At 73.5% G+C, this 23,613-nt stretch carries 16 protein-coding genes; 7 read left to right on the top strand and 9 right to left on the bottom strand.

Features of this window, described 5'->3' with window-relative positions; translation table 11 throughout:
- Positions 1–158 precede the first annotated feature (158 nt).
- Both EV385_RS01080 and EV385_RS01075 read right to left on the bottom strand, forming a co-directional pair.
- Positions 159–1,760 carry a long-chain-fatty-acid--CoA ligase gene (locus EV385_RS01080; protein ID WP_242624630.1) on the bottom strand — a complete coding sequence of 534 codons (1,602 nt, stop codon included), beginning with the start codon at positions 1,758–1,760 and terminating at the stop codon, positions 159–161.
- Between the two features lie 162 nt (positions 1,761–1,922).
- A complete protein-coding gene (locus tag EV385_RS01075) occupies positions 1,923–3,266 on the bottom strand; it encodes a ferredoxin reductase family protein (RefSeq protein ID WP_130507736.1) in 1,344 nt (447 codons plus the stop codon).
- 263 nt (positions 3,267–3,529) lie between these two features.
- Here EV385_RS01075 and EV385_RS01070 point away from each other — a divergent pair, with 263 nt between their 5' ends.
- Both EV385_RS01070 and EV385_RS01065 read left to right on the top strand, forming a co-directional pair.
- A complete protein-coding gene (locus tag EV385_RS01070) occupies positions 3,530–3,727 on the top strand; it encodes a ferredoxin (RefSeq protein ID WP_130507735.1) in 198 nt (65 codons plus the stop codon).
- Between the two features lie 92 nt (positions 3,728–3,819).
- On the top strand, positions 3,820–5,328 hold the full coding sequence (locus EV385_RS01065; protein ID WP_130507734.1) for a M1 family metallopeptidase: 1,509 nt from the start codon (positions 3,820–3,822) through the stop codon (positions 5,326–5,328).
- Between the two features lie 78 nt (positions 5,329–5,406).
- Here the strand turns inward: EV385_RS01065 and EV385_RS01060 are convergent, their stop codons facing one another.
- Positions 5,407–7,602, bottom strand: coding sequence for a putative bifunctional diguanylate cyclase/phosphodiesterase (locus EV385_RS01060; RefSeq protein WP_242624629.1), 2,196 nt, complete (start codon positions 7,600–7,602; stop codon positions 5,407–5,409).
- A 101-nt stretch (positions 7,603–7,703) separates the two neighbouring features.
- Positions 7,704–9,362 (bottom strand): acyl-CoA dehydrogenase family protein, encoded by a 1,659-nt coding sequence (locus EV385_RS01055; protein WP_130507732.1) that lies wholly within the window; start codon positions 9,360–9,362, stop codon positions 7,704–7,706.
- Between the two features lie 223 nt (positions 9,363–9,585).
- On the opposite strand from EV385_RS01055, the gene EV385_RS01050 reads away from it, so the two are divergent.
- Both EV385_RS01050 and EV385_RS01045 read left to right on the top strand, forming a co-directional pair.
- Positions 9,586–11,382, top strand: coding sequence for a dynamin family protein (locus tag EV385_RS01050; RefSeq protein WP_130507731.1), 1,797 nt, complete (start codon positions 9,586–9,588; stop codon positions 11,380–11,382).
- Complete coding sequence (locus EV385_RS01045; protein ID WP_130507730.1) at positions 11,379–12,815, top strand: dynamin family protein; 1,437 nt, start codon at positions 11,379–11,381, stop codon at positions 12,813–12,815. Before EV385_RS01050 ends, EV385_RS01045 begins: the two co-directional genes overlap by 4 nt.
- Before the next feature lie 12 nt (positions 12,816–12,827).
- Here EV385_RS01045 and EV385_RS01040 read toward each other — a convergent pair whose 3' ends face one another.
- The 3 genes from EV385_RS01040 to EV385_RS01030 form a co-directional block, all read right to left on the bottom strand.
- Positions 12,828–15,425, bottom strand: a complete 2,598-nt coding sequence (locus tag EV385_RS01040; protein ID WP_242625212.1) for an Hsp70 family protein — start codon at positions 15,423–15,425, stop codon at positions 12,828–12,830.
- Between the two features lie 70 nt (positions 15,426–15,495).
- Complete coding sequence (locus tag EV385_RS01035) at positions 15,496–16,551, bottom strand: COG1470 family protein (protein WP_130507728.1); 1,056 nt, start codon at positions 16,549–16,551, stop codon at positions 15,496–15,498.
- Between the two features lie 22 nt (positions 16,552–16,573).
- Entirely contained in the window at positions 16,574–18,079 is a 1,506-nt protein-coding gene (locus tag EV385_RS01030; RefSeq protein ID WP_130507727.1) for an NlpC/P60 family protein, read from the bottom strand.
- Between the two features lie 250 nt (positions 18,080–18,329).
- Between EV385_RS01030 and EV385_RS01025 the strand changes: the two genes are divergently transcribed.
- Genes EV385_RS01025 through EV385_RS01015 form a run of 3 tightly spaced genes read left to right on the top strand, consistent with a single transcriptional unit; the run spans position 18,330 to position 21,408 of the window.
- Positions 18,330–18,887: a response regulator transcription factor gene (locus EV385_RS01025; RefSeq protein ID WP_130507726.1), complete on the top strand. Its 558-nt coding sequence runs from the start codon at positions 18,330–18,332 to the stop codon at positions 18,885–18,887.
- Between the two features lie 6 nt (positions 18,888–18,893).
- Positions 18,894–20,849, top strand: coding sequence for an ATP-binding protein (locus EV385_RS01020; RefSeq protein ID WP_130507725.1), 1,956 nt, complete (start codon positions 18,894–18,896; stop codon positions 20,847–20,849).
- Positions 20,830–21,408, top strand: coding sequence for a Pvc16 family protein (locus EV385_RS01015; protein WP_130507724.1), 579 nt, complete (start codon positions 20,830–20,832; stop codon positions 21,406–21,408). The genes EV385_RS01020 and EV385_RS01015 overlap by 20 nt, the downstream gene beginning before the upstream one ends.
- A gap of 20 nt (positions 21,409–21,428) precedes the next feature.
- On the opposite strand, the gene EV385_RS01010 is transcribed toward EV385_RS01015, so the two are convergent.
- Together EV385_RS01010 and EV385_RS01005 are read right to left on the bottom strand one after the other, a co-directional pair.
- The gene (locus EV385_RS01010) at positions 21,429–23,129 is read right to left on the bottom strand and encodes a SulP family inorganic anion transporter (RefSeq protein ID WP_341273914.1); all 1,701 of its coding nucleotides are present in this window, start codon (positions 23,127–23,129) and stop codon (positions 21,429–21,431) included.
- Positions 23,126–23,494, bottom strand: coding sequence for an ArsR/SmtB family transcription factor (locus EV385_RS01005; RefSeq protein ID WP_130507723.1), 369 nt, complete (start codon positions 23,492–23,494; stop codon positions 23,126–23,128). The genes EV385_RS01010 and EV385_RS01005 overlap by 4 nt, the downstream gene beginning before the upstream one ends.
- Positions 23,495–23,613 lie beyond the last annotated feature (119 nt).

The following is a 23,613-nucleotide window of genomic DNA, read 5'->3' as shown; positions in this document are numbered from 1 at the left end:
CCATTGGGGAACGACCCGTCACCCTCACACTGTGCGGCACCGCCGCAACAGATGATCTTCGCGGAGACCGGCCGAATCCCGGGTGGGCGCCGAGTCTACGGACACCGACGCGCGCCCGGCGGGATGGTCCCCCCGGGCGCGTCGTCCGTACGGATGAGTCAGCTCAGTTGGCGCTTGAGCAGCTTGCCCGTGGCCGTCATGGGCAGTGTGTCCACGAAGGTGACGATGCGCGGGTACTTGTACGCCGCCATCTGTTCCCTGGCCCAGCCGACCAGTTCCTCCTCGGTGACCGTGGCGTTCGGGGTGCGGATGACGTACGCCTTGACCTCCTCGCCGTGCTGGGGGTGCGGCACGCCGATGACCGCGGCCAGCGAGACGCCCTCATGGGTCATGAGGACCTCCTCGATCTCGCGCGGGTACACGTTGAAGCCACCACGGATGATCATGTCCTTGGCGCGGTCGACGATGTAGTAGAAGCCGTCGGAGTCCCGGCGGGCCAGGTCACCCGTACGGAACCAGCCGTTGTTCATCACCTCGGCGGTGGCCTCGGGCCGGTTGTAGTAGCCGCGCATGATGTTGTGGCCCCGGATGGCGATCTCGCCGACCTCGTCGGCGCCCTCGACGGTCTTCCAGTTCTCGTCGATGAGCTTGAGTTCGACGCCCCAGATCGGGATGCCGATCGACCCGGGGCGCGGCTCGCGGTCGGGGTCGGAGAACGTGGCCACCGGCGAGGTCTCGGACAGGCCGTAGCCCTCCAGGATCTGCACGCCGAGCCGCTCCTTGACCTGCTTGATGATCTCGACCGGCAGGCTCGCGCCGCCGGAGACGGCGACCCGCAGGTTGCGGGCGATCCGCTCGACGTCCACGTCGTCGGTGAGCGCGTTGAGCAGCCCCCAGTACATCGTGGGCACGCCCGCGAAGTAGGTGATCTCCTCCTGCTCGAAGATCTTCACGGCGGCGGCGGGCTCGAAGCGCGGCAGCAGCACCAGGGTGGCCGCGACCGCGAAGCCGCCGTTCATCTGGACGGTCGAGCCGAACGAGTGGAACAGCGGCAGCACCAGCAGGTGGGTGTCGGTGCCCGGCGTGCTCTGGAACAGCCGGTTGCAGGTCAGCGCGTTCACCAGCAGGTTCGAGTGGGACAGCTCGGCGCCCTTGGCCTGCCCCGTGGTGCCGCTGGTGTAGAGGATGACGGCCGGGTCGGTCTCGGCGGCCAGCACGGACTCGAAGGCCGGCGACTGCCCGGCGACCGCGGCCCCGAACGTCTCGGCGCCCTCGATCGGTGACGCGGCGGCCGGGTCGGCGGTGACGAGGAAGAAGTGCTCGCAGCCCGGCACCTGGTCGAACCCGGCGTGGCCCTCGGCGCCCATGGCCAGCTCGGCCGTGCCCTCGAAGCAGAAGTACGCCTTGGCCTCGCTGTCGGTCAGGTGGTACGCGACCTCCCGGCCCTTGAGCAGCACGTTCAGCGGAACCACCACGGCGCCCGCCTTGAGGATCCCGTAGTAGATCACCGGGAAGTACGGCAGGTTCGGGCAGGACAGCGCGACCTTGTCGCCGGGGCGGATGCCGCGCGACACCAGCAGGTTCGCCACCTGGTTCGCTGCCGCGTCGACCTGCGCGTACGTCAGGCGCTGCGGTCCCAGCACGACCGCGGCCCGGTCGGGGTAGTGGCGGGCGCTGTCCTCCAGCAGGACGGAGAGGTTGAGCATCGCGGCGGTCTCCTCGCGGTGTCCGGGGGTGTGACGACCGTCCCATCCCAACATGCCGAACCCGCTGGCGAAACCATCGCGCCGCGCAAGTTTCCCTAGGTCTTCGCAGGCGGAAAAGTTTCGCCGGCCGCCCGCCTCCCGGCGGCCGGCGAAACGACTCAGCCGGCCAGATTCAGCCGGCCAGATTCAGCTGGCCAGGACTCAGCTGGCCAGGACTCAGCTGGCCAGCGCGAACCGTTCGGCGTGCACCTGACGTCTGGGCACGCCGAGGGTGCGCAGGCTGGCCAGCACCGCATTCGTCATGGCGTTGGGGCCGCACACGTACACGTCGCGTTCGGTGATGTCGGGGACCAGGGCGCGCAGCCCGTCCGGGCTCAGCGGCTGGTTGCCCGGCCCGGTGCGGCCGGTGAGCAGGTGCAGCCGCGCGCCCCGGGTGGCGGCGATCGCCCGCATCTCGGCCAGCAGCACCGCGTCGGCCTCGGTGTGCACCCGGTACAGCACGACGATGTCGCCGGTCAGGGTCGGGTCGTCGAGCAGTGCCCGGATCGGGGTGACGCCGATCCCGCCTGCGATGAGCAGCGTGGTCTCGCGGGTGCGCTGCAGCGCGGTGAACGCGCCGTACGGGCCCTCGGCGAAGACCCGGGTGCCGACCGGGAGGTCGCGCAGCCCGGCGCTGCCGGTGCCGACGGCCTTGGCGGTGAGCCGCAGCGAGCGGCCGTCGGGCGCGGCGGACAGGGAGAACGGGTTCACCTGCCACCACGAGCGGAACCCGGGGAACCGCCAGATCATGAACTGTCCCGCCAGGGCGGGCATCTCGTCGAGGCGGCGGCCGGTCACGTGCACCGAGACGGTGTTGTCCGACTCGGGCACGACCGCGGCGACGCGCAGCTGGTGGCGGCTGTTGCGCCACAGCGGCATGATCACCCGGCCGGTGAGGAAGGCGCCGACCGCGAACACCCACAGCGTCCACCAGTACGCCGTCGTGAGCGCCGAGGTGCGAAACGTCGTGCCCTCCAGGAACTGGTGCACCAGGGCGAGCGCGAGCGCGAAGTACAGCACGAGGTGGATGGCGTGCCAGGTCTCGTACTGCACGCGGCGCCGGGCGGCCCGGATCGACGCGGCGACCGCGACCATCATGAGGAACAGCGCGAGCATGCCGATCAGCGACGCGGGCACCCCGGCCAGGGCGGCGTAGGTCTTGAACGGCGAGACCTTGTCGAGGACGGAGAAGCCCGCCACGATCAGCATCGCGTGGGTGACCAGCGCCCAGAACAGCGTGAAGCCGACCCAGCGGTGCCACGAGGTGAGCCGGTCCATGCCGATGCGCCGGTCCAGCCACGGCACCCGGGCCACGAGGATCAGCTGCAGGAAGATCAGCAGGGCGGCGTGCAGGCCGATGAACTTGCCCGCGGCCAGCACGCCGTTCTTCGACGGCGGGGCGGCGAAGAACATCACCCACACGATCAGCACGTTGACCGCGAGCGCGGCCCACAGGACCGCACGGGCCAGCGTGGCCTGGGGCAGGGAGGAGGTGCGGGTCGGGTGGCGGGTGACCGTCATGTCTAACTCCGGCGCTCGTGGTCGTCCCCAGTGTGTACACCACCGGTGGGCTGGCGGTTCGACACACAGGCTAGGAGCAGCGAGGAGTCGGCGGGCAGATATGTAGGGTTTCCGTCCCCCGGCGTGGGGACAGTCGGATTTTTCCGGCGGGATGATGTGGCAGTGATCATCCCGGGTGGCGTCCCCCTGCGGCATTGACCGATGTCGAACCGACGGGCAGTGTTGGTCCGGTCACCTTCTGTCCGTACCTTGTGGAGGGTCCGATGAAGGTCGCCGTGGACACCAGTCTGTGCATCGGGTCGGGGATGTGCGCGCTGACCGCTCCGGCCGTCTTCGACCAGGATCCGGACGAGGCGGTCGTGGTGCTGCGCGACCCCGCGCCGCCGGCGGAGCAGCACGAGGCGGTCCGGCAGGCGGTGCTGCGCTGCCCCGCCGCGGTGATCTCGGTGACCGACGACTGACCCACCACGCATCGATGAACTCCGATAGGTTCGGGATGACCCTCTGACCTGTCGGACCGCGATCCGGTCCGCCGACGGAAGGACCTGGCACCGTGCGACGAGCGCTCGTGGCCCTGATCGCCACAGCCGCCACCCTCGCGGGGACCACCCTGCCCGCCCTGGCCGCCCCCGCACCGGGCGCGCCCGGCCTGGGAGACGAGTACTTCCCGGACTACGGCAACTCCGGGTACGACGTCTCGCACTACGACATCCGGCTGCGCTACTACCCCGACACCGACACGCTGACCGGCACCACCACCATCCTGGCCACCGCCACCCAGGACCTGAGCAGCTTCAACCTGGACTTCATCCTGGACGTCACGAGCGTGCGGGTGAACAACCGGGTCGCGACCGCCGCCCGCACCGGCGACCACGAGCTCGTCGTCACCCCGCCGCGCGGACTCGCCGCCGGGCAGCCGATGACCGTCGTGGTGCAGTACTCGGGGGTGCCCTCCAGCAAGCGGGCCGCCGGGTCCACCGCGTGGACGAAGACCCCCGACGGCGCCCTGGCCGTCGGCGAGCCCGAGATGTCCTGGTGGTGGTTCCCCGCCAACGACCACCCGGCGGACAAGGCCACCTTCGACGTCTCCGTCAGCGTCCCGGACGGGGTCGAGGCGATCAGCAACGGCGTGCAGTCGCGGCCGCCGTCACCCGAGATCCTCGGCTGGACCCGGTGGAGCTGGCGCTCGGTCAAGCCGATGGCCACCTACCTGGCCTTCCTCGCCATCGGCCAGTACGACCTGCGCACCGACACCGCCCCGAACGGCCAGCCGGTGCTCACCGCGTACTCCCAGCTGCTGGCGCCGGACTACGCCGACGCCGCCCGGGCCAGCGTCGAACGCACCGCCGAGGTGATCGACTGGGAGAGCGGCCTGTTCGGGCCGTACCCCTTCGAGGCGCAGGGCGGGGTCGTCGCGCCGCCCGGGGCGATCAGCTTCGCCCTGGAGAACCAGACCCGGCCGGTGTATTCGGCCCGGTTCTTCCGCGGCGGCTCGAACACGTACGTGGTCGTGCACGAGCTCGCCCACCAGTGGTTCGGTGACTCCGTCTCGGTGGCCCAGTGGAAGCACATCTGGCTCAACGAGGGCTTCGCCAGCTACGCCGAGTGGCTCTGGTCGCAGGCCCAGGGCGAGGGCACCGCGCAGGAGATCTTCGACTACACGTACGCCCACTACCCGGCGGACAGCCCGTTCTGGTCGGTCAAGCCGGGCGACCCGGGCGCCGCGGACGTCTTCGACGGCGCCGTGTACGACCGGGGCGCCATGACCCTGCACCAGCTGCGGCTGGCCGTCGGCGACACCGCGTTCTTCGACATCGTGCGCACCTGGACCACCACCCACCGGTACGGCAACGGCACCACGGACGAGTTCGTGGCGCTCGCCGAGCGGATCTCCGGCAAGGAGCTCGACGCGCTGTTCCAGACGTGGCTGTTCACCCCGGCGAAGCCGGACGTGGCGACCGCCCCGGCGGCCTCGGCGGCCTCGCTGCGCGCGGCCGCGCCGCACCAGCCGAAGTCCTGGGCGGCGATCCAGCGGGCGCACGCCCTGCTGTCCGGTCACTGATCCACCCTGCGCCGCCGGGCCGGGCCACGGCCCGGCGGCGCCCCCGGGGTCATCCGCCGACCCTGAGGCGGCGGCGACTCAGACCACCGCGGTGACCTCGGCGGTGCCGAAGTCGGGCTCGGCGACCGGCTTGCCGAAGTGGTACCCCTGGGCCAGCCGGTAGCCGAGCCGGTGCAGCTCGGCGGCCTGCTCGGCGGTCTCCACACCCTCGGCCACGGCGGTCAGCCCCAGGCCGGTGCTCACGTTGATCAGGGCGGTCGCGATGACCGCGTGGCGGCCCGCCATGGTGATGTTGTCGACGAACGACTTGTCGACCTTCAGCACGTCCACGGGGACGGTCTGCAGCAGGCCGAGCGACGAGTGCCCGGTGCCGAAGTCGTCCAGCGCGACCAGCACACCCAGCGCGTGCAGCTCGTGCAGCGTCTCCAGGGCCCGGCCGCCCTCGAACACGGCCGTCTCGGTCACCTCGACCACCAGGCAGGACGGCGGCAGCCCGCTGTCGGCCAGCGCGGCCGACACCACGTCGGCGAAGCCCGGCTCGGCCAGCTGGCGCGCCGACACGTTGACGTTCACCCGCGCGGGGGCGCGCGTCCCCAGCCGGGCCCGCCAGTCCGCGGCCTGGGTGCAGGCGGTACGCAGGATCCACGCGCCCAGCTCCACGATCAGCCCGTTCTGCTCGGCCACCGGGACGAACTCGGCGGGCGAGACCCAGCCCCGCTCGGGGTGCACCCAGCGCACCAGCGCCTCGACCGACGCCAGCGATCCCGTCGGCAGGGACACGATCGGCTGGTACACGAGCTGGAACTGGTCCGCGTCCAGGGCGGCCCGCAGCTCGGCGCCCAGCCGCGCCTGCTCGGTGGAATGCTGGTCCAGCTCCGTGGTGAAGCGGTGGAACGGCTTGCCGGTGCCCTTCGCCTCGTACATGGCGACGTCGGCGCGGCGCAGCACCTCCATCGGGCCGTCCGCGCCCTCCGCACCGGCGATCCCGATGCTGGCGCCGACCAGCAGGTCCTGCTGCCCGGCGTGCACCGGGGCGTGGAACGTGGCGGCGAGCCGGCGTACCACGGCGTCGCCCGCGCGGTCGGAGGCGTTCGGGATGAGCACGGCGAACTCGTCGCCGCCCATCCGGGCCACCATCGCGTCGGGGCGCAGCACGCTGGTGATCCGGCTGGCCACGATCGTCAGCAGCTCGTCGCCGACGGCGTGACCGAACCGGTCGTTGACGTCCTTGAAGCCGTTGAGGTCGAACAGGGCCACCTGCGGCAAGCCCGTGGCGAACTCGGCGCGCAGCGCCTCCTCGAACCGGCGCCGGTTCGCCAGCCCGGTGAGGTCGTCGCGCATCGCCAGCTCCTGCAGCTGGCCGGACTGGCGCTGCACCTCGGCCACGAAACCGGACATGCGCAGCACGACGAGCAGGAACAGGATCCCGGCGGAGAAGGCGATGGCGATCCGGTCCCGGCCGTTCGCGGCGACGTCGGGCACCAGCAGCATGGCGGGCGCGATGAGGGAGCAGGCGCCGAGCAGCCAGAGCCGGCGCCGCCCCACGTGGATGGTGCCGGTGACCGGCGCCTCCCCGGTGGTGCGCATCGACGGGTGCAGCGCGGCGGCCGCCCACAGCACGTAGGACAGCAGCCAGCCCGCGTCGATGAACCCGACGTCGTAGTCGGTGTGCAGGCTGATCACCGAGAACGCGACGTCGGCGGCCAGCAGCGCCAGCGCGGCGCCGCCGAGCAGCCGGGAGCTCATGGTGGGTTTCGCACTGCCGAGGAACAGGCGGGCCAGCAGCGCCAGCATCACCGCGTCCATGGCCGGGTAGGCGTCGCTGACCGCCTGCTCCAGCAACGACGCGGAGGTGCCGGCCGCGATCGGCTCCATGACGAAGACCCAGAACACCAGGCCCAGACCGGTGCCGACGATCCCGGCGTCGATCAACCCGGCGACGTCGCGGCGGGCCAGCCGCTGGCCACCGCGGACCAGCAGGATCAACCCGAAGATCATCATCGGGTACGCGAACAGGTAGAACACGTCCGCCAGCGACGGGTACGGCTCCTCGTCCAGCGCCAGCCGGTAGTAGTCGAAGACCACGTCCCCGACGACCCAGATGAGCTGTCCGACGGCGAACCAGATCCAGATGTTGCGCCGCTGCGGCTTGTGCAGCCGCACGGCCAGCAGGATCAGGACGCTGGAGATGAAACCGGTGAGATTGTACGCGATGCTGCGCGGCAGGCTGTGGTCGGGCAGCAGGAAGTAGCCGCCGATGGACAGCACGCCCACCGCCAGCCACCAACGCCACAGGCCGCCGAACCGCACATCGTGCCATCGGCCCGGCGCCTGCTCAGTTGAGGTTCCCTTGAGCGCGTGTGTCGTGCTCCCGGCTACACGGGGACGGCCTGCTCCACCAGCGCAGCCGTGTCGATGCCTCGCGGCAGGGTGCCGAAGGCCAGCCCCGCGTCCCCGGCCAGCCGGCTCCGGCAGAACGCGTCGGCCACCGGGGCCGGGGCGTGCCGCACCAGCAGTGACCCCTGCAACACCAGCGCCATGCGTTCCACCACCCGCCGGGCCTGGCCCTCCGGATCCGCCCGCTCGGTGAGCATGTCGCGCAGCCCGGCGGCCGCCTCGTCGAGCCGCCGGTCGGCGCCGCCCGCCGCGTCCACCTCCGCGAAGAACGCGCCCAGACTGTCCGGTTCGCGCCGCAGCGCCCGCAGCACGTCGAGGGCCTGCACGTTGCCGGAGCCCTCCCAGATCGAGTTCAGCGGGGCGTCACGGTAGAGCCGGGGCAGCCCGGAATCCTCCACGTACCCGTTGCCGCCCAGGCATTCGAGGGCCTCGCCGACGACCGCCGGCTGGCGCTTGCACACCCAGTACTTGCCGACCGCGATGGCCAGCCGGCGGAACGCCTGCTCCCCGGCGTCACCGCGGCCGGCGCGGTCCACGGCACCGGCCAGCCGTACCGCCAGCACGGTCGCGGCCTGCGACTCGACCGCCAGGTCGGCCAGGACGTTACGCATCAGCGGCTTCTCCGCCAGCGGCCCGCCGAACGCGCTGCGGTGCCGGGCGTGGTGCACCGCCTGCACGAGCGCGGCCCGCATGCCCGACGCCGAGCCGGTCACGCAGTCCAGGCGGGTCATCGAGACCATCTCGATGATCGTGCGGACCCCGTGGCCCTCCTCGCCGACCAGCCACGCCACCGTGTCGTCGAACTCCGGCTCGCTGCTGGCGTTGCTGCGGTTGCCGAGCTTGTCCTTGAGCCGCTGGATGCGGAACGTGTTGCGGGTCCCGTCCGGCAGCACCCGCGGCACCAGGAAACAGGACAGCCCGCCCGGCGCCTGCGCCAGCACGAGGAACACGTCGCACATGGGCGCGCTGGTGAACCACTTGTGCCCGCGCAGCCGGTAGCTGCCGTCCCCGGCCGCCGTGGCGGTGGTGGTGTTGGCGCGTACGTCGGAACCGCCCTGCTTCTCCGTCATGCCCATGCCCGCCAGCAGGCCGCGCTTGCCCAGCGGCGCCCGCAGCCCCGCGTCGTAGACGCGGCTGGTCAGCAGCGGCTCGTACGCGGCGGCCAGCTCGGGCGCGTTGCGCAGGGCGGGCACCACCGCGTAGGTCATCGAGATCGGGCAGGAGTGGCCCGCCTCGGCCTGGCTCCACACGTACATGCCGGCGGCGCGGGCCACGTGGGCACCCGGGCGCTGGTCCGCCCAGGGCGCGCCGGCCAGGCCCTCGGCGACCGCGACGTCCATCAGCCGGTGCCACGACGGGTGGAAGTCGACCTCGTCGACGCGGTGGCCGTACCGGTCGTGGGTGAGCAGCCGCGGCTCGTACCGGTTGGCCTCGTCGCCCCACCGCTGCGCCTCGGCGCCGCCCGCCAGCCGGCCCAGCCGGTGCAGGTCGTCGACCGCCCACCCGGCCCCCTCCCGGGTGACGGCGGCCAGCAGCGCGGGGTCGGCGGCGACGTCGTGACCCACCAGCGGCGGCGGCTGGTTCAGCACCTCGTGGGTCCCGGTCACGGCGGGCACCGGCGGCGTCGTGGTGGTCATCGGCCAAATCTACGGCCGCCCCGAACGCGGCGACCATGACCCGACCGCTCGGCCGGGGTGACCGTACCGTCCGGCGGTGCCGCGGCCGCCACCCGTGATGCCGCGGCGCCGCCCGGACGCGCCGTGATCGGCCATCGGTCACTCGCTGGTCCGCCGTCGTCCCCGGCGCGTAGGGTCTGAGCAGGGCCGCGTCGAGGGGATTGTGGGGGATCGGTTGGCCACGGTGACGCCGACGGCAGAGCGGCGCGGCACGGCGGTCGCCGACCTGCTCGCCGAGTTCTCCGACGCCCAGCGGCTGGCCGCCGAGGCGGACCGGCCCGACCTCGCCGAACGCCTCGCCCAGGCCGCGCGGCGGCTGCGCGCCGACGACGTGACCGTCGCCGTGGTGGGCGAGTTCAAGCAGGGCAAGAGCACCCTGGTGAACGCGCTGCTGCGCACCGACATCTGCCCCGTCGACTCGGACGTCGTTACCGCCGTGCCGACCGTGCTGCGCTACGGCCGCCCACCCGCCGTGCTGCTGCGGGTGCCCGGCCCGAACGGCGCCCACACCGAGGTGCCGGTGCCCTTCGACCAGCTGCGCCGCTACGTCACCGAGGGCGCGGCCGCCGGGCCGGACGCCGAGGCGCCGCGCAGCGTCGAGGTCCGCCTGGACCGGCGGCTGCTCGGCGCGGGTCTCTCGTTCATCGACACCCCGGGCGTGGGCGGCCTCGACTCGGCGCAGGGCAACCTCACCCTGTCCACGCTGCCGCTGGCCGCCGCGGCCCTGTTCGTCACGGACGCCGCGCAGGAACTCACCGCCCCCGAGGTCGACTTCCTGCGCCGCGTCAAGGAGCGCTGCCCCCAGGTCTTCTGTGTCGTCACCAAGACCGACCTGTACGCCGAGTGGCGCCGCATCGTCGAGATCAACGAGGGGCATCTGTCGCGCGCCGGACTGGACGTACCCATCGTGGCCGTGTCGTCCTTCCTGCGCATGCGGGCCCAGGCCCGCGACAGCACCGCCCTCAACACCGAGTCCGGTTTCCCGCCCCTGGTGGAGATCCTGCGCCGCGACGTGCTCGGCGCCGCCCGCGCGAACGCGCTGGCCACCGCCCGGACCGAGCTGTCGTTCGTGGTGGCGCAACTGCGCGAACGGGTGCACGCGGAACAGGCGGCCGCCGCCGCGCCGGCCACCGCGCCCCAGCTGGAGCGGCGCTACGCCGAGCGCAGCCGGCGCAGCGCCCGGCTGTCCGGCGGCACCTGGCAGACCGTGCTCAGCGACGGCATCCAGGACCTGGCCGCCGACGTCGACCACGACCTGCGCGAGCGGCTGCGGCTGATGGTGCGCCGCGGCGAGGAACTGCTCGACGAGACCGACCCCCGCGACACCTGGCGCGACTTCCAGGCGTGGGCGGCGCGCGAGGCCACGGCCGCCGCGGTGGACAACCTCATGCTGCTGGTGGGCCGCACCGAGCAGTTGGCCCGCGACGTCGCCGAACGCTTCGACATCGAATACGACAGCCTCGACGTCGACCTGCCCGCGCCCGAACTGGCGCTGCGCAAGGTCGGCGAGCTGGACGTCAGCTTCGAGAAGTCCGGCATGGCGCAGTTCCTCGGCGCGTTCACCGCGGCGCGGGTCACGTACGGCGGCTTCTACATGCTCGGCGCGCTCGGCGCGCTGTTCAACGTGGCGCTGGCCGCGCCGCTGGGGCTGCTGGCCGGGATGACGCTGGGGCGCCGGCTGATGAAGGCGGAGCGGGAACGGCAGGCCCAGCAGCGGCGCCTGCAGGCTAAGGCGGAGCTGCGCCGCTACGTCGACGACGTGACGTTCCACGTGGGACGCGACTCGCGCGAGGCGGTCCGGCGTACCCAACGTTTCCTGCGCGACGAGTTCGCCGCCCGCGCCCAGGTGATCGAGCGCTCCGCCGCGGCGACCGCGGCGGCGGTGCGCCGCACCGCCGCCCTGCCCGACGACGAGCGGGCCCGCCGCGCCGACGCCCTCGCCGAGCAGCGCCGCCGCCTCGACCGGCTGGACCGCTCATGACCCTGCTGGATCAGGTACGCACCCTGCTCGACCGGGCGCAGGCGGAGCTGCCCGACCCCGCGGCCCGGGCCCGCCTCGCCGACGCCCGCCGCCGCGTCGACGAGCCGCTGCGCGTCGCCATCGCCGGCAAGGTCAAGGCCGGCAAGTCGACCCTGCTCAACGCGCTCGTGGGGGAGGAGCTGGCCCCGACGGACGCCGGCGAGTGCACCCGCATCGTCACCTGGTACGCCGACGGGCACACCTACGAGGTGACCGCGCACCTCACCGACGGCACCGCGGAGCAGCGCCCGTTCCGCCGGGTCAGCGGCGCCATCCGCATCGACCTGGGCCGCCCCGCCGACCAGGTCGACCACCTCAAGGTACGGGTGCCCAGCGCCCGCCTGCGCCGGCACACCCTCATCGACACCCCCGGCATCGCGTCACTGTCCACGGACGTGTCGCTGCGCACCATGGCGTTCCTGGAAGCCGAGGGTGAGCGCGCCGCCCAGACTGACGCGGTGATCTACCTGCTGCGCCACATGCACGGCAGCGACGTACGGTTCCTCGAATCGTTCCACGGCGACGGGCTGTCCAGCGGCACCCCGGTCAACGCGGTCGGGGTGCTCTCGCGCGCCGACGAGATCGGCGGCTGCCGCCTCGACGCGATGGCCGCCGCCGCCCGGGTCGCCGACCGGTACGCCCACGACGAACGGCTGCGCCGGCTGTGCCCGGTCGTGGTGCCGGTGGCGGGGCTGCTCGGCGCGGCCGGCGCCACCCTGCGGGAGGAGGAGTTCCGGATCCTCGCGGCGGTCGCCGAACAGCCGATGGACGAGGTCGTGGACCTGCTGCTGACCGCGGACCGGTTCGCCGGCTCGGGGTCCGCCCGCGCGGCCGTGCTGGCCCGGCTGGGCCTGTTCGGTGTGCGGCTGTCGGTGCGGCTGGTCCGCGAGGGCGCCGTCGGTGACGCCGCCGACCTGGCCCGCGCCCTGACCGAGCACAGCGGCATCGACCGGCTGCGGGAGGTGTTCGCGGCCCAGTTCGTGGGCCGCAGCGAGGTGCTCAAGGCCCGTTCCGCGCTGGCGGTGCTCGACGAGTGCCTCGCCGGCCGGTCCGCCGACGGCCTGGCCGCCGACGCGGAACGGATCCGGGCCAGCGCTCACGAGTTCGTCGAGTTGCGCCTGCTGCACCTGCTGCGCTCGGGGCGGCTGCCGGGTTCCGCGGAGCAGCTGGCCGAAATGGACCTGCTGCTGGGCGGGGCGGGCGGTGCGCCGTACCAGCGGCTCGGCCTGCCCGCGGACGCCCCGCCGGAGCGGATCGGCGCCGCGGCCACCGCGGCGCTGGCCCGCTGGCAGGCGGCGGCGGAGCATCCGTTCTCGCCGCGCGAGCTGCGCACGGCGGCGCGGGCGGCGGCCCGCAGTTGCGAGGGCATCCTGGCCGGGTCCGCCCCGGGTTGATCGCAGGCCGGCTCAGGACCAGCAGGGATGGCCCTCGCGGGCGTCCGCCGGGGTCAGCGTCTGCTCCTGCGAGCCGTCGGCCTTGACGACGGTGATCCGGGGTTTGTTCAGCTCGCCCCGGGTGAACGCCAGCCACGTGCCGTCCGGTGCCCAGGTGGGGTCCATCTCCCGCGCGGGGTCGTTGGTGACCTGGTGCGCGTCCGTGCCGTCCGCGTCGACCGCCCAGATGTCGGACACCCCGGGGCCGGTCTGCTTGGTGTACGCGATCGTCTTGCCGTCCGGCGTCCACGCCGGATCGACCGCCGGGCCGTCGTCCCCGGACGTGACGGCCTGCCCCGGCTCCTGCGGGTCGTCGACCGACAGCAGGTAGATCTGCCGCACCCCGTCCACGTCCACCCAGTACGCGATGGACTTGCCGTCCGGAGACCAGGCCGGGTCGTCCTTCGCCGCCGACGAGCGGGTGAGCTGGCGTGGCTTGCTCTCGCCGAGGGTGATGACGAACATCTGCGGCACCTTGTCGACGACGCGGATGAACGCGAGCTTCTTGTCGTCGGCCGACCACGAGGTGCGGCCGCCCGTGACGTTCCCGATGACCTTCTGCTGGTCGCTGCCGTCGGCGTTCATCACCCAGATCTCGTTGGTGTCGCCGAGGTTGCGGGTGATGGCGATCCGTTTGCGGTCGTGCGACCACTCGGGCAGCACGTCGGAGCCCGTGTCGACGACCTTCGTCCGGGCGTCGCCGCCGGGGGTGAGCTGGTAGACGCCGGACTTGCGGCTGGGCGGCAGGTCGCCGCCGGTGTCTACGCGGATCAGCATGGCGTCGGTCGGGAACGGCTGCGCGGATACCGCCGGCGGGTTCTGCCCGGTGCCGCTGGAGTCCTTGTCACGGTTGAGCGCGATGGCCGTGGCGGTGCCCGCCGCCAGCACCGCCACCACGATCGCCCCGGCGGTGATGAGCAGCTTGGTCCGCCGCCCGGACCGGCCGCCCGGCACCGTCTGGACCACCGTGCCCGGCGCCGCGAACGGGTTCGGCGCCGCCTCCGGTGACCAGGCCGCGGTCGGGCCGCTGGGGTGCGCGGACAGCCCACGCCGCCCGAGCGCGCCACCGCCGACACCTGCCGCGCCGCTTGCCGGTGTCGCGGTCGCCGCACCTCCCGCCGCGCCGCTTGCTGGTGTCGCGGTCGCCGCACCTCCCGCCGGCGCCGCCGCGCCGGTTCCGGGCTCCGGTGCCTTCTCGCCGCTGCCGGGAACCGTGGCCGTGCCCCGGCGGAACGCGACCGGGGTCGTCTCGCCGCCCTGCGCCCCGGCCGGGGCAGGGGAGGAACCGGTCTGCGCCGCTCCCGCGTCTGCGGGACCCGGCGTGACCAGGGTGGTGTCCTCCTCGGCTGGACGGGCGCCGCCCACGCCGGGCACGACCGGCGGCACGGCGGTGGCGGCGTGCGCCGTACCGTGGGGCTGCGTCAACGGCTCGACAAGCGTGTCGGCCGGGCCGCGCACCGGCGATACCGGCCCGTCGGACGCCGGCGGTGCCGGCCGTGCCGCAGCCCCCGAGGTCGCCGCGGTGGCGACGGCCGCGCCCATCGCGATGCTGTGCTCGGGGTGCGGGTCGGCGACCACCGGCCGTTCGAACGCGGTCGACAGCAGCTGCGCGACCAGCGGGATCCGGGACGAGCCACCCGCCAGCAGCACCGCGCTCAGGTCGGCGGGCGCGAGCTGCGCGGAGCGCAGTGCCCGGTGCATGGCGGCCACGGTGTCCTCGAGCGACGGTGCGATCATCGCCTCGAGTTCCGACCGGTTGAGCCGGATCCGGGTGTGCAGGCCGGGCAACGCCACCGGGATCATCACCTCGGTGTCGAACGACAGCGCCTCCTTGGCCTCGACGCAGTCGCGGCGCAGCCGGGCCAGCGCGGTGACCACCTCGGGGTCGTTCGGGTCCAGGCCCTCCGCCTTGCTGCCCAGCACCTCGATCACATGGCCGAAGACCGCCTCGTCGAAGTCCGCCCCGCCGAGCTGCTCGACGCCCTCGGGCTCGCCGAGCAGCACGAAGTCGTCGCCGTCACGGCGCAGCACGGCCGCGTCGAACGTGCCGCCGCCCAGGTCGTACACGGCGACGGCCTCGCCCGGGGCGATCCGGCGGGCCGTGGCGTGCTGCAGCGCGGCCGCCTCCGGCTCGGTACGCAGCAGCACCGGCCCCGCGTCGGCCAGCCGGATCGCCTGGTCGAGCTGCTCACGCTTGTACGGACCCCAGTTCGCGGGGTGGGTGACGGTGACCGTGGCGGGCGGTGCGTCCTGCAACTGGGTGACCGTGTCCAGGACGTGCCGCAGCAGCTTCGCGGTCAGCGCGTGCGCCGAGAACGGCGCGCCGCCCACCAGGATCGGCACGGGGTCGCCGATGCGCCGCTTGAACTCGCGGGCCAGCCGGGCGGGCTCGGCCAGACCGCGCCGTTCCGCCGCGTCGCCGACGAGCAGCCCGCCGTCGGGCTTCACGAACACCAGCGACGGGATCTCCGCGCGCCGCCCGCCCAGGCGCAGCACCTCGACCTGGCCGTCGACGCGTACCGCGGCCGCGGTCTGGGTGGTGCCGAGGTCGACACCCAAGCCGTACTGCATCACCACGCCCCAGACCTTAGAGCTCGGGCGCGACCTCGGGCACCGACAGGCGGGTGGTTCGTGAGGCGGCTCATGAGGTGACGCGGCATTTCGGTGCCAGGGTGCGCCACTGGGTGCAGTAGGCGGTCACCGCCGCGGGGGAGGCGAAGCCGTCCTGCAGCAGCACCCAGAAGCCGGCGCCCTCGTCGGCCAGCTGGTCGGAGGCGAGGCTGTCGACCAGCCGCACGGGCATGCCGGCGGCGGCGAGCCGGGCGCGTTCCGCCTCGGCGGCCGCGCGTCCGCCGTCGGTGCCGCGGTGCGGGAACACGTCGACGAGCGCGAACGGGCGCCCGACCACGACCGCGGTCGCCGCGGGCGCCGCCGTGGTGGGTGCGGGGCGGGCCCGGCCGGGCAGCGGCAGCCGTACCCCGGAGACCGCGACCGCCGCCGTGGCCGCCACGGCCAGCAGCACGGCGGCGACGCCCGCGGCCAGCGCCGTGACCCGGGGCGGGCGGCGCCCGGTGCCGGTCGCGGTGAACAGCGGCGGGCGCTGCGGGTCGTGGGCGTCGGTGACGGACAGCAGCACCGCGTACGGCTGGGCCGCGCCCATCAGCGGCCGGGCGGGCCGGGCCCGGACGATCGCGGTGAGGGTGTCGCCGGGCTCCAGCAGCGCGGCGCCCGGCTCGGTGGTGACGTGGCCGGCGGGCGGGTCCAGTTTCGCCTCGAGGCGGATCGCGGCGGCCCGGTCGCTGTCGTTGGCCAGCCGCAGGTCGAACGTGTGTGGCTCGCCGGTGCGCGCCACCAGCTCCCCGACCACCGGGATGGGCAGGGCCACGCTGAGCAGGCCGGTGGCGAACCCGGCCGGCGCGCCGTCGGCGGCCGCCTGCACGGTGAACGGCAGCAGGGTGCCGCTCGGCGGCTGGTCGGCGGGTGGCCGCAGGATGAGGTCGACGCTGACCGTGGCGCCCGTCGCGACGGTGACGCTGTCCGGTTCGACCGACGCCCACGCGCCGGCACGCCCGCGGGTGACCGACACCCGCACCGTGACCTCGGGCCCGTACGCGTTGTGCAGTTGCACGGGCACCCGCGTGGCGACACCGGGCGCGAGGGTCACGGGTTCCGTCGGCAGGATCACCTCCACATCCATGATCATCGCACCCGGTGCCGGATCAAGGCAGGTCGTGGGGGTCGCCGGTCGTCCGGCCGCCCAGCAACTGGGTCTGCCCCAGCGCCGGGCCGGTGCCCGGCTGGCCCGTGCCGGGCGGCGCGCCGGGCACGTCGCCCTCGGCGCCCGGCAGCTCACCGGGCTGGCGCATCAGCGGGTTGTCGCGCGCGTCGAGCGGGTTGCTGCCGGAGTGGTACTCCAGGCCGTCGCTGAAACCGTCCGCGTCGGAGTCGCTGAGGCGCGGGTCCAGGCCCAGCACTCGTTCCAGCGCGTCGTCGAGCCCGTCGAGGTCGGTGTCGGTCTGCGCCGGTGCGAGGCTGCCGTCGAGGTGGCCGTCGTGGTCGGTGTCGGGCGAGCGCGGATCGAGCCCCTGGGCCAGCTCGAACGCGTCGTTGAGCTGGTCGCCGTCGGTGTCGGCCTTGCGGGCGTCGGTCCCGTACGTGACGAGTTCCTGCGCGTCGGTGAGGTTGTCGGCGTCGGTGTCGGCGCGCAGCGGGTCGAGGCCGTAGCGGCGTTCGAGGGCGTCGCTGAGGCCGTCGTGGTCGCTGTCGGCACCGCCCAGGTCGGGCAGCGGCGCGGGCTCGGCCGGGGCCAGCGGTGGTACGCCCAGTTCCGGTGGCGTCGGTTCGGCCAGCGGGGTGGCGCTGCCGTCCGAGATGCCCGGCAGCACGGCGGCGTACTCGAATCTGCTGCCCGCGGTGCTCTCGCGCACCCCGGCGCGCCGGTTGGCGGCCTCCACGATCTTGCCGTCGCCGAGGCTGATGGCGACGTGCGCGCCCGGGGTGCGGCCGTCGCCCGCCCGTGGCTCCCGGTCGAACGAGAACAGGAGGGCACCCGGGGTGTCCTTCGCTTTCTCGACCGGAATCAGCAGACCTTTCTCCTTAAGATCAAGATATTGGGCGGTGGCGCCGTCGGGGATTCGCACCCCGGCCTGATAAGCCGCCCATTGGGTGAATTCCGAGCAATCGAATACCTCGGGATTTGGATCTTTCAACTTGACCTCGGCGCCGAACACGTAACGATCTCCGATTTGCGCCTTGGCCACCCGCAGCAACGTTTCCAGCGCGGCATTGTCGCCGGCCGGCCCGTCGCCCGTCGACGCGGACACGCGGTCGCCGTAGCCCGCCGTGCCGGTCCACACCCCGCGACCCGCCCCGTCGCCGTACGCGATCGCGGCGGACTGCGCCTCCTCCTTGTGCCGCAGGTAGCGCGAGCCCAGACCGCCGTGCGTCACCGTCCAGGGGGAGATGTCGCGGCCGTGCCGGGACACCTCGAACGCCGCCTTCGCGTTGTCCTGCGGGTCGTACAGGTCGTACTTGGTCAGGAAGCTCGGGTGCGCCCGGCCGTTGATCTGCCAGAGGCCACGGGAGTCCTCGCCGTGCGGGTTGTGCGCGCGGCTGTTCCCGCCGGACTCGGCGAGCGCGATCGCGGTCATGGTCGCCGCCTCGTCCGGCGAGAAGCCGGCGCGGCGCGCGAATCCATAGATCTGTTCCGCGGAGTACCTGGGCATGGTGTTGAGCCTAGAACCCTCGATCCACTCTGCAAAGCGCGTTCCATTCTGCCCTTTGCGAGCTGCGAAAACAGCGGCTAAGTCGGACCGGCGACAAAGCCCGAAAGAGCTATTGTTCTGATCGACTTCCTGAGAGCATCATGGTCGGGCGGTCGAGGGGGGCTCGCGCCGCTCGCCAGGGGGAATGATGCTCGCGCAACGGCCGCCTACGGTATGGATCGATGACAGTCATGCCATCGTCCGGCGCGGAATGGCCGCCTGCCTGCAACAGGCCGATTTCGTGGTCCGCGGCGAAAGCGCCACGCTCGCCCCCGTGCCGGTCGTCGCCGACCTCGACATCCTGGTCTTCGAGTACGGCTCGACCGCGCTGCGCCGCGCCGTGCGGCTGGCCGACGGCCGTGCCACCCGCCTGGTCGCCACCGTCCGCGACGTCAGCGAGCAGGCCGTGCGGGAACTCGTCGACGCGGGCGTCGGCGCGGTGCTGCCACACCGCACGCTCACCCCCGACACCCTGATCGCGACCGTACGCGCGGTCGTCGCCGGCACGGTCGCCCTGCCCGGCGACATGCTGGCCCGGCTGCTGCTGCACGTCACCCAGACCTCGCATCTGGGCCCGGCCGGGCTCAACGCCCGCGAACGTTCCGTGCTGCGGCTGCTGGCCGACGGCCTCGACACCCGGGGCATCGCCGAGGACCTGTGCTTCTCCGAACGCACGGTGAAGAACGTCGTGCACGACGTCCTCACCAAACTGAACTGCCGGACGCGGGCACAGGCGGTCGCGGTCGCCACCCGCGAAGGCGTGATCTGACCGGCCATGGCCGCACCGGCGGAACCCTGGATCACCCTGGCCGACACGCTGCTGCAGCGTGAGGCGCTGGTCTGCCGGCTCGCCGACGGCCGGCCCCCACGCGACTTCGCCGGCCTGTACGTCGGCGACGAGGAGGTCGAGCGGGTCCTGGCCGGGCTGCCCGGCCTCGACGGCCCCGGCCCCGCCCGGGTCGCCGCGGTCCGCGCCGGCTCGGCGACCGGCGTCGGGCGGGCCCGGGAGGCGTTCCGCGCGGCGCTGACCGGCACCTCCCGGCTGGCCGCCCTGGCCCGCGCCGCGCACCTGAGCACCGCCGAGGCGGAGGTGCTCGCCCTTGTCGTGGCGGTCGAGTTGTCCCCCGCCCGGCAACGGCTCGTCGCGTACCTGCAGGACTCGGTGCAACTGCCGAGGCTCACCCTCGCCACGCTGGCGCAGATCTTCGCCGACGACCCGGGACATCCGGCCGAGCGGGCCCTGGCACCCGGGGCGGGTCCGCGCCGCGCCGCGCTGGCCCGGCTCGGCGGCGACGGCCCGTGGGCCACCCTGGTCGCCGAGCCCGCCGCCCGGCTCGTCTGGCATCTGCGCGGCGACGCGTCCCCCGACCCGGCGCTGCCGCCCGGCACCGTACGCATCCCCGGCGACGCGCCGCAGCGCCCCGGCGGGCTGCTGCTGGTGCACGGCGGCGACCGGGAGAGCCGGTTGCGCGCGGTCCGCGCCCACTGGCCCGGCGCGGGGCTGCTCGTCTGCCCGCCGCCCGAGGCCGCAGCGGGTTGGGAGGCGGTGGTGCGGGAGGCCACGATCGGCAACCTCGTGGTCGTTCTGGAACTCACCGCACCGCTGAGCGCCGCCGCCCGCGACGCGGTGAGCCACGGAGCTCACCTCGACTGGGTGCTGTCGTCGGCGGGGGAGCAGCCACTCGAGGCCGTACCCGACCGGCCCTGGCGGGAGATCCGGGTCGGCGACGGGGAGGCCGACGCCGACGACTGGCAGCGGGTGCTGGGGCGCGCGCCCGATCCGGCGTACCGGCTCAGCCGGGAGCAGTTGCGGCTGGTCGCCGCCGCGGCCTCCGCCGACTCCGGCCAGGTCGCCCCGGCGGTGCGGCGGCTGGCCGGGGGACACCTGGACGGCGTCGCCGTACGCATCCGCCCGCGCCGGGGGTGGGACGACCTGATCCTGCCTGCGGACGAGACCGGTCAGCTGCACGAACTGTCCGCCCGCCATCTCGGCCGCGACACCGTGTACGGCCGGTGGCGCTTCAGCCCCGTGCCCTCCACGGGGGTGGTGGCGCTGTTCGCCGGCCCCTCCGGCACCGGCAAGACCCTCGCCGCCGAGGTCGTCGCGGGCGAGCTCGGCCTGGACCTGTACAAGGTGGACCTGTCCGCGGTGGTCAGCAAGTACATCGGGGAGACGGAGAAGAACCTGGAGCGCATCTTCGGCGCGGCCGCCGCCGGGGACCTCGTGCTCTTCTTCGACGAGGCCGACGCCCTGTTCGGCAAGCGCTCCGAGGTCAGCGACGCCCACGACCGGTACGCCAACATCGAGGTGGCGTACCTGCTGCAGCGCCTGGAGACCTACGACGGGCTGGTCGTGCTCGCCACCAACCTGCAGCGCAACATCGACCCGGCGTTCCTGCGCCGCATCTCGGTCGCCATCGACTTCGTCGCTCCCGAGGAGCCCCAGCGGCGCGCCATCTGGGCCCGCGCCTTCCCGCCCACCGCCCCGCTGTGCGACCTCGACCTGGACTTCCTCGCCCGGCAGTTCAAGGTCACCGGCGGGGTGATCAGCAACGCGGCGCTGGGCGCGGCGTTCCTGGCCGCCGCCGAGGACAGCCCCATCACGATGCGCCACGCCGTGCTCTCCATGAAACGCGAGTTCCAGAAGCTCGGGCGGCTGCGCACCGAGAAGGAGTTCGACCGCTACTTCGACCTGGTGAATCGAGACGCCGATGCTGCACCTGCTCGATGAGACCCTGGAGGCGTTCCTGCGCGCCGAGGTGCCGCTGCCGGCCCGCGACGTCGATGTGGCGTTCGACGCGCCCGACTCCGACTGGTCCGCGGCGCTGTCCTCGCGCCCCACGGTCGACCTGTACCTGTGGGACGTCCGCCCGAACCTCACCGAACGCGACTTCGGCGAGTTCATCGTCGAGGAGGAGGACGGCCGCCGGTTCCGCCGCGATCCGCTGCCCCGCGTGGACTGCCGCTACCTGGTGACCGCCTGGACGAGCGAGGTGCGCGACGAGCATTCCCTGCTCGGCGACGTCCTGTCCACCGTGCTGCTGCATCCGGTGATCGCGGCCGAGCACGTGCAGGGCGTGTTCAGCGCGGTGCGGCCGCTGCCGGGCCTGCGGCTGCGCAGCGGCGACGGCAGCGAGAACTCCGACTTCTGGTCCGCCCTGGGCGGTCAGCTCAAACCCGGCCTGGACCTGGTCGTGACGGTCACCCTGGACGCGGCGCTGCGCGCCGCCGCCGGACCACCCACCGAGAAGATATCGGTACGGACGGCCAGCGGCGTCCCGACGCCCTGAGCCACAATCCTCCTCGACGTTCAGGTTCGTTGAGACAGCAGCCCGGCGCGTTGCAGGTGCGCGCGGGCGTGGGCGATCGCCTGCGGCGTGTTCGGGAAGATCCGGCCGGTGTCGTGGAGGGTGTCCAGGACGCCCAGGGCGTCCATCCGGTGGAGGTGCTCCGCACGGACGCCGGAGACCAGCACAAGGGTGCCGCGCCGGGTGAGTTTGTCGATCGCGTCGCCGAGGACCTTCGCGCCGGAGGCGTCCAGGGCGGAGACGCGGGACAGCCGCAGGATGACCACCTGAACCTGCGCGGCCTCGGTGAGTTCCAGCAGGAAGCGGTGGGCGGCGGCGAACAGCAAGGGGCCGTCGATCCGGTAGGCGACGATGTGCTCGGCGAGCAGGGCCTGCTCTTCCTCGTGGTGGTCCGCGGGCGGCAGGTCCGCGTGCAGCGGCACCTGTTCCAGCCGCGCCGCCTGCGCGACCTGGCGCAGCGCGAGCACCCCGGCGACGAGCAGGCCCACGACGACCGCGTTGACCAGCGTGGAGGCGACGGTGACGATGGCGGTCAGGGCAATGATCAGGGCCTCGCCGCGCCCGGAGCGGGCCAGGGCGGTGAGGGAACCGACCTCGACCATCCGGATCGCCGTAGCGATCAGCACGCCGGCCAGCGCGGCGACCGGGATCCCGGCGACCAGGGGCGCGGCGGCGAACACGATCACGGCGAGTACGGCGGCGTGGACCAGGGCAGCCAGCCGGGACGCGGCACCGGTGCGGACGTTCACGGCGGTGCGGGCGATCGCCCCGGTCGCCGCGACGCCGCCGAACAGCGGGGCGGCCAGGTTGGCGACGCCTTGGCCGAACAGCTCCCGGTTGGAGTCGTGCCGCTCGCTGACGCTCATGGCGTCGGCTGCCGAGGCCGACATCAGTGACTCCAGCGCGGCCAGCGCCGCGACCGCCAGGGCGGCGGGCAGCAGGGCGGCCACCTGCCCGGCCTGGACGAACGACAGCGACGGGGCGGGCAGGCCTGCCGGCAGTGCCCCGATCGTGGCGACCGGGAGGTCGGCGAGGGCGACCAGCAGGGTCGCCGCGACCACGGCGAGCAGCGAGAACGGGATGCCAGGGCGCAGCCGCGCGCCGGCGAGCATGAGCGCGGCGACGCCGGCCGTGATGGCGGCCGTGGCCCAGTGCGGATGCGCGGCGAAGTCCCCGGCGGCCCTGACCGCGACCACCGCCGGATTGGCGCCGGACGGGGCCGGCACGCCGAGCGCGGAAGGGATCTGCTGGAGTGCGATGACGGCGGCGATGCCGAGGGTGAAACCTTCCACGACCGGGACGGGCACGTAGGCCATCCACCGGCCGGCGTGCAGCAGCGCCAGCCCGATCAGGAGGACGCCTGCGATGAGCCCCACGGTGAGGACACCGTCCACGCCGTACTGGTGCACGATCGGCACCAGGACGACGGTCATGGCACCGGTGGGACCGGTGACCTGCAGGTTCGACCCGCCGAACGCCGCGGCGAGGGCGCCGGCCACCACGGCGGTGACCAGTCCGGCCGCGGCGCCCGCCCCGGAGGAGATCCCGAAGCCGAGCGCGAGCGGCAGTGCGACGATCGCCACGGTCAGCCCGGCGAGCAGGTCCCGGCGGGGGCTGCGGCCCATTGTGGCGAGGGTGTGCCGGTCGGGCAGCACCGACGCGGTCCGGGCGGCGAGGGAGCGGGCCAGGTCTGCGGCGCTCACCCGGCCCGGCCCGTCCGCGCCCGCTGCTCCGGAACACCATCGACGTCGCGGAGCTCGGTGAGCAGATCCTGCTGCCCGGCCAGCAGTTCGGTCAGGATCCGCCGCGCGGCGCGCATCAGCTCCGCGACGTCGGGCCCGGCGAGCTCGTACATGACGGTGTCGGCGGCGCGGGTGGCCGTGACGATGCCCGAGCGGCGCAGCACGGCGAGCTGCTGCGACAGGTTGGAGCGTTCCACGTCGATGGTGGCCAGCAGGTCACGCACCGCCATCGGCCCTTCCTGCAGCAACTCCAGGACCCTGATCCGCACCGGGTGGCCGAGCATCCGGAAGAACTCCGCCTTGGCCTGATACAACGGGACCGGCACCGGCCTCTACCTCTCTCGCCGCTCGTCCCGCCGCGCGGGGCCTACCAGCACTTCTCCGACCGGCGACGGCCTGTCGGATCGACCCATCAGCCCGCGAAGCGCGACCCGTCACGACGATA

The organism is Krasilnikovia cinnamomea, from assembly GCF_004217545.1.
Classification (GTDB): domain Bacteria; phylum Actinomycetota; class Actinomycetes; order Mycobacteriales; family Micromonosporaceae; genus Actinoplanes; species Actinoplanes cinnamomeus.
This window is presented reverse-complemented; position numbering and strand designations above follow the sequence as displayed.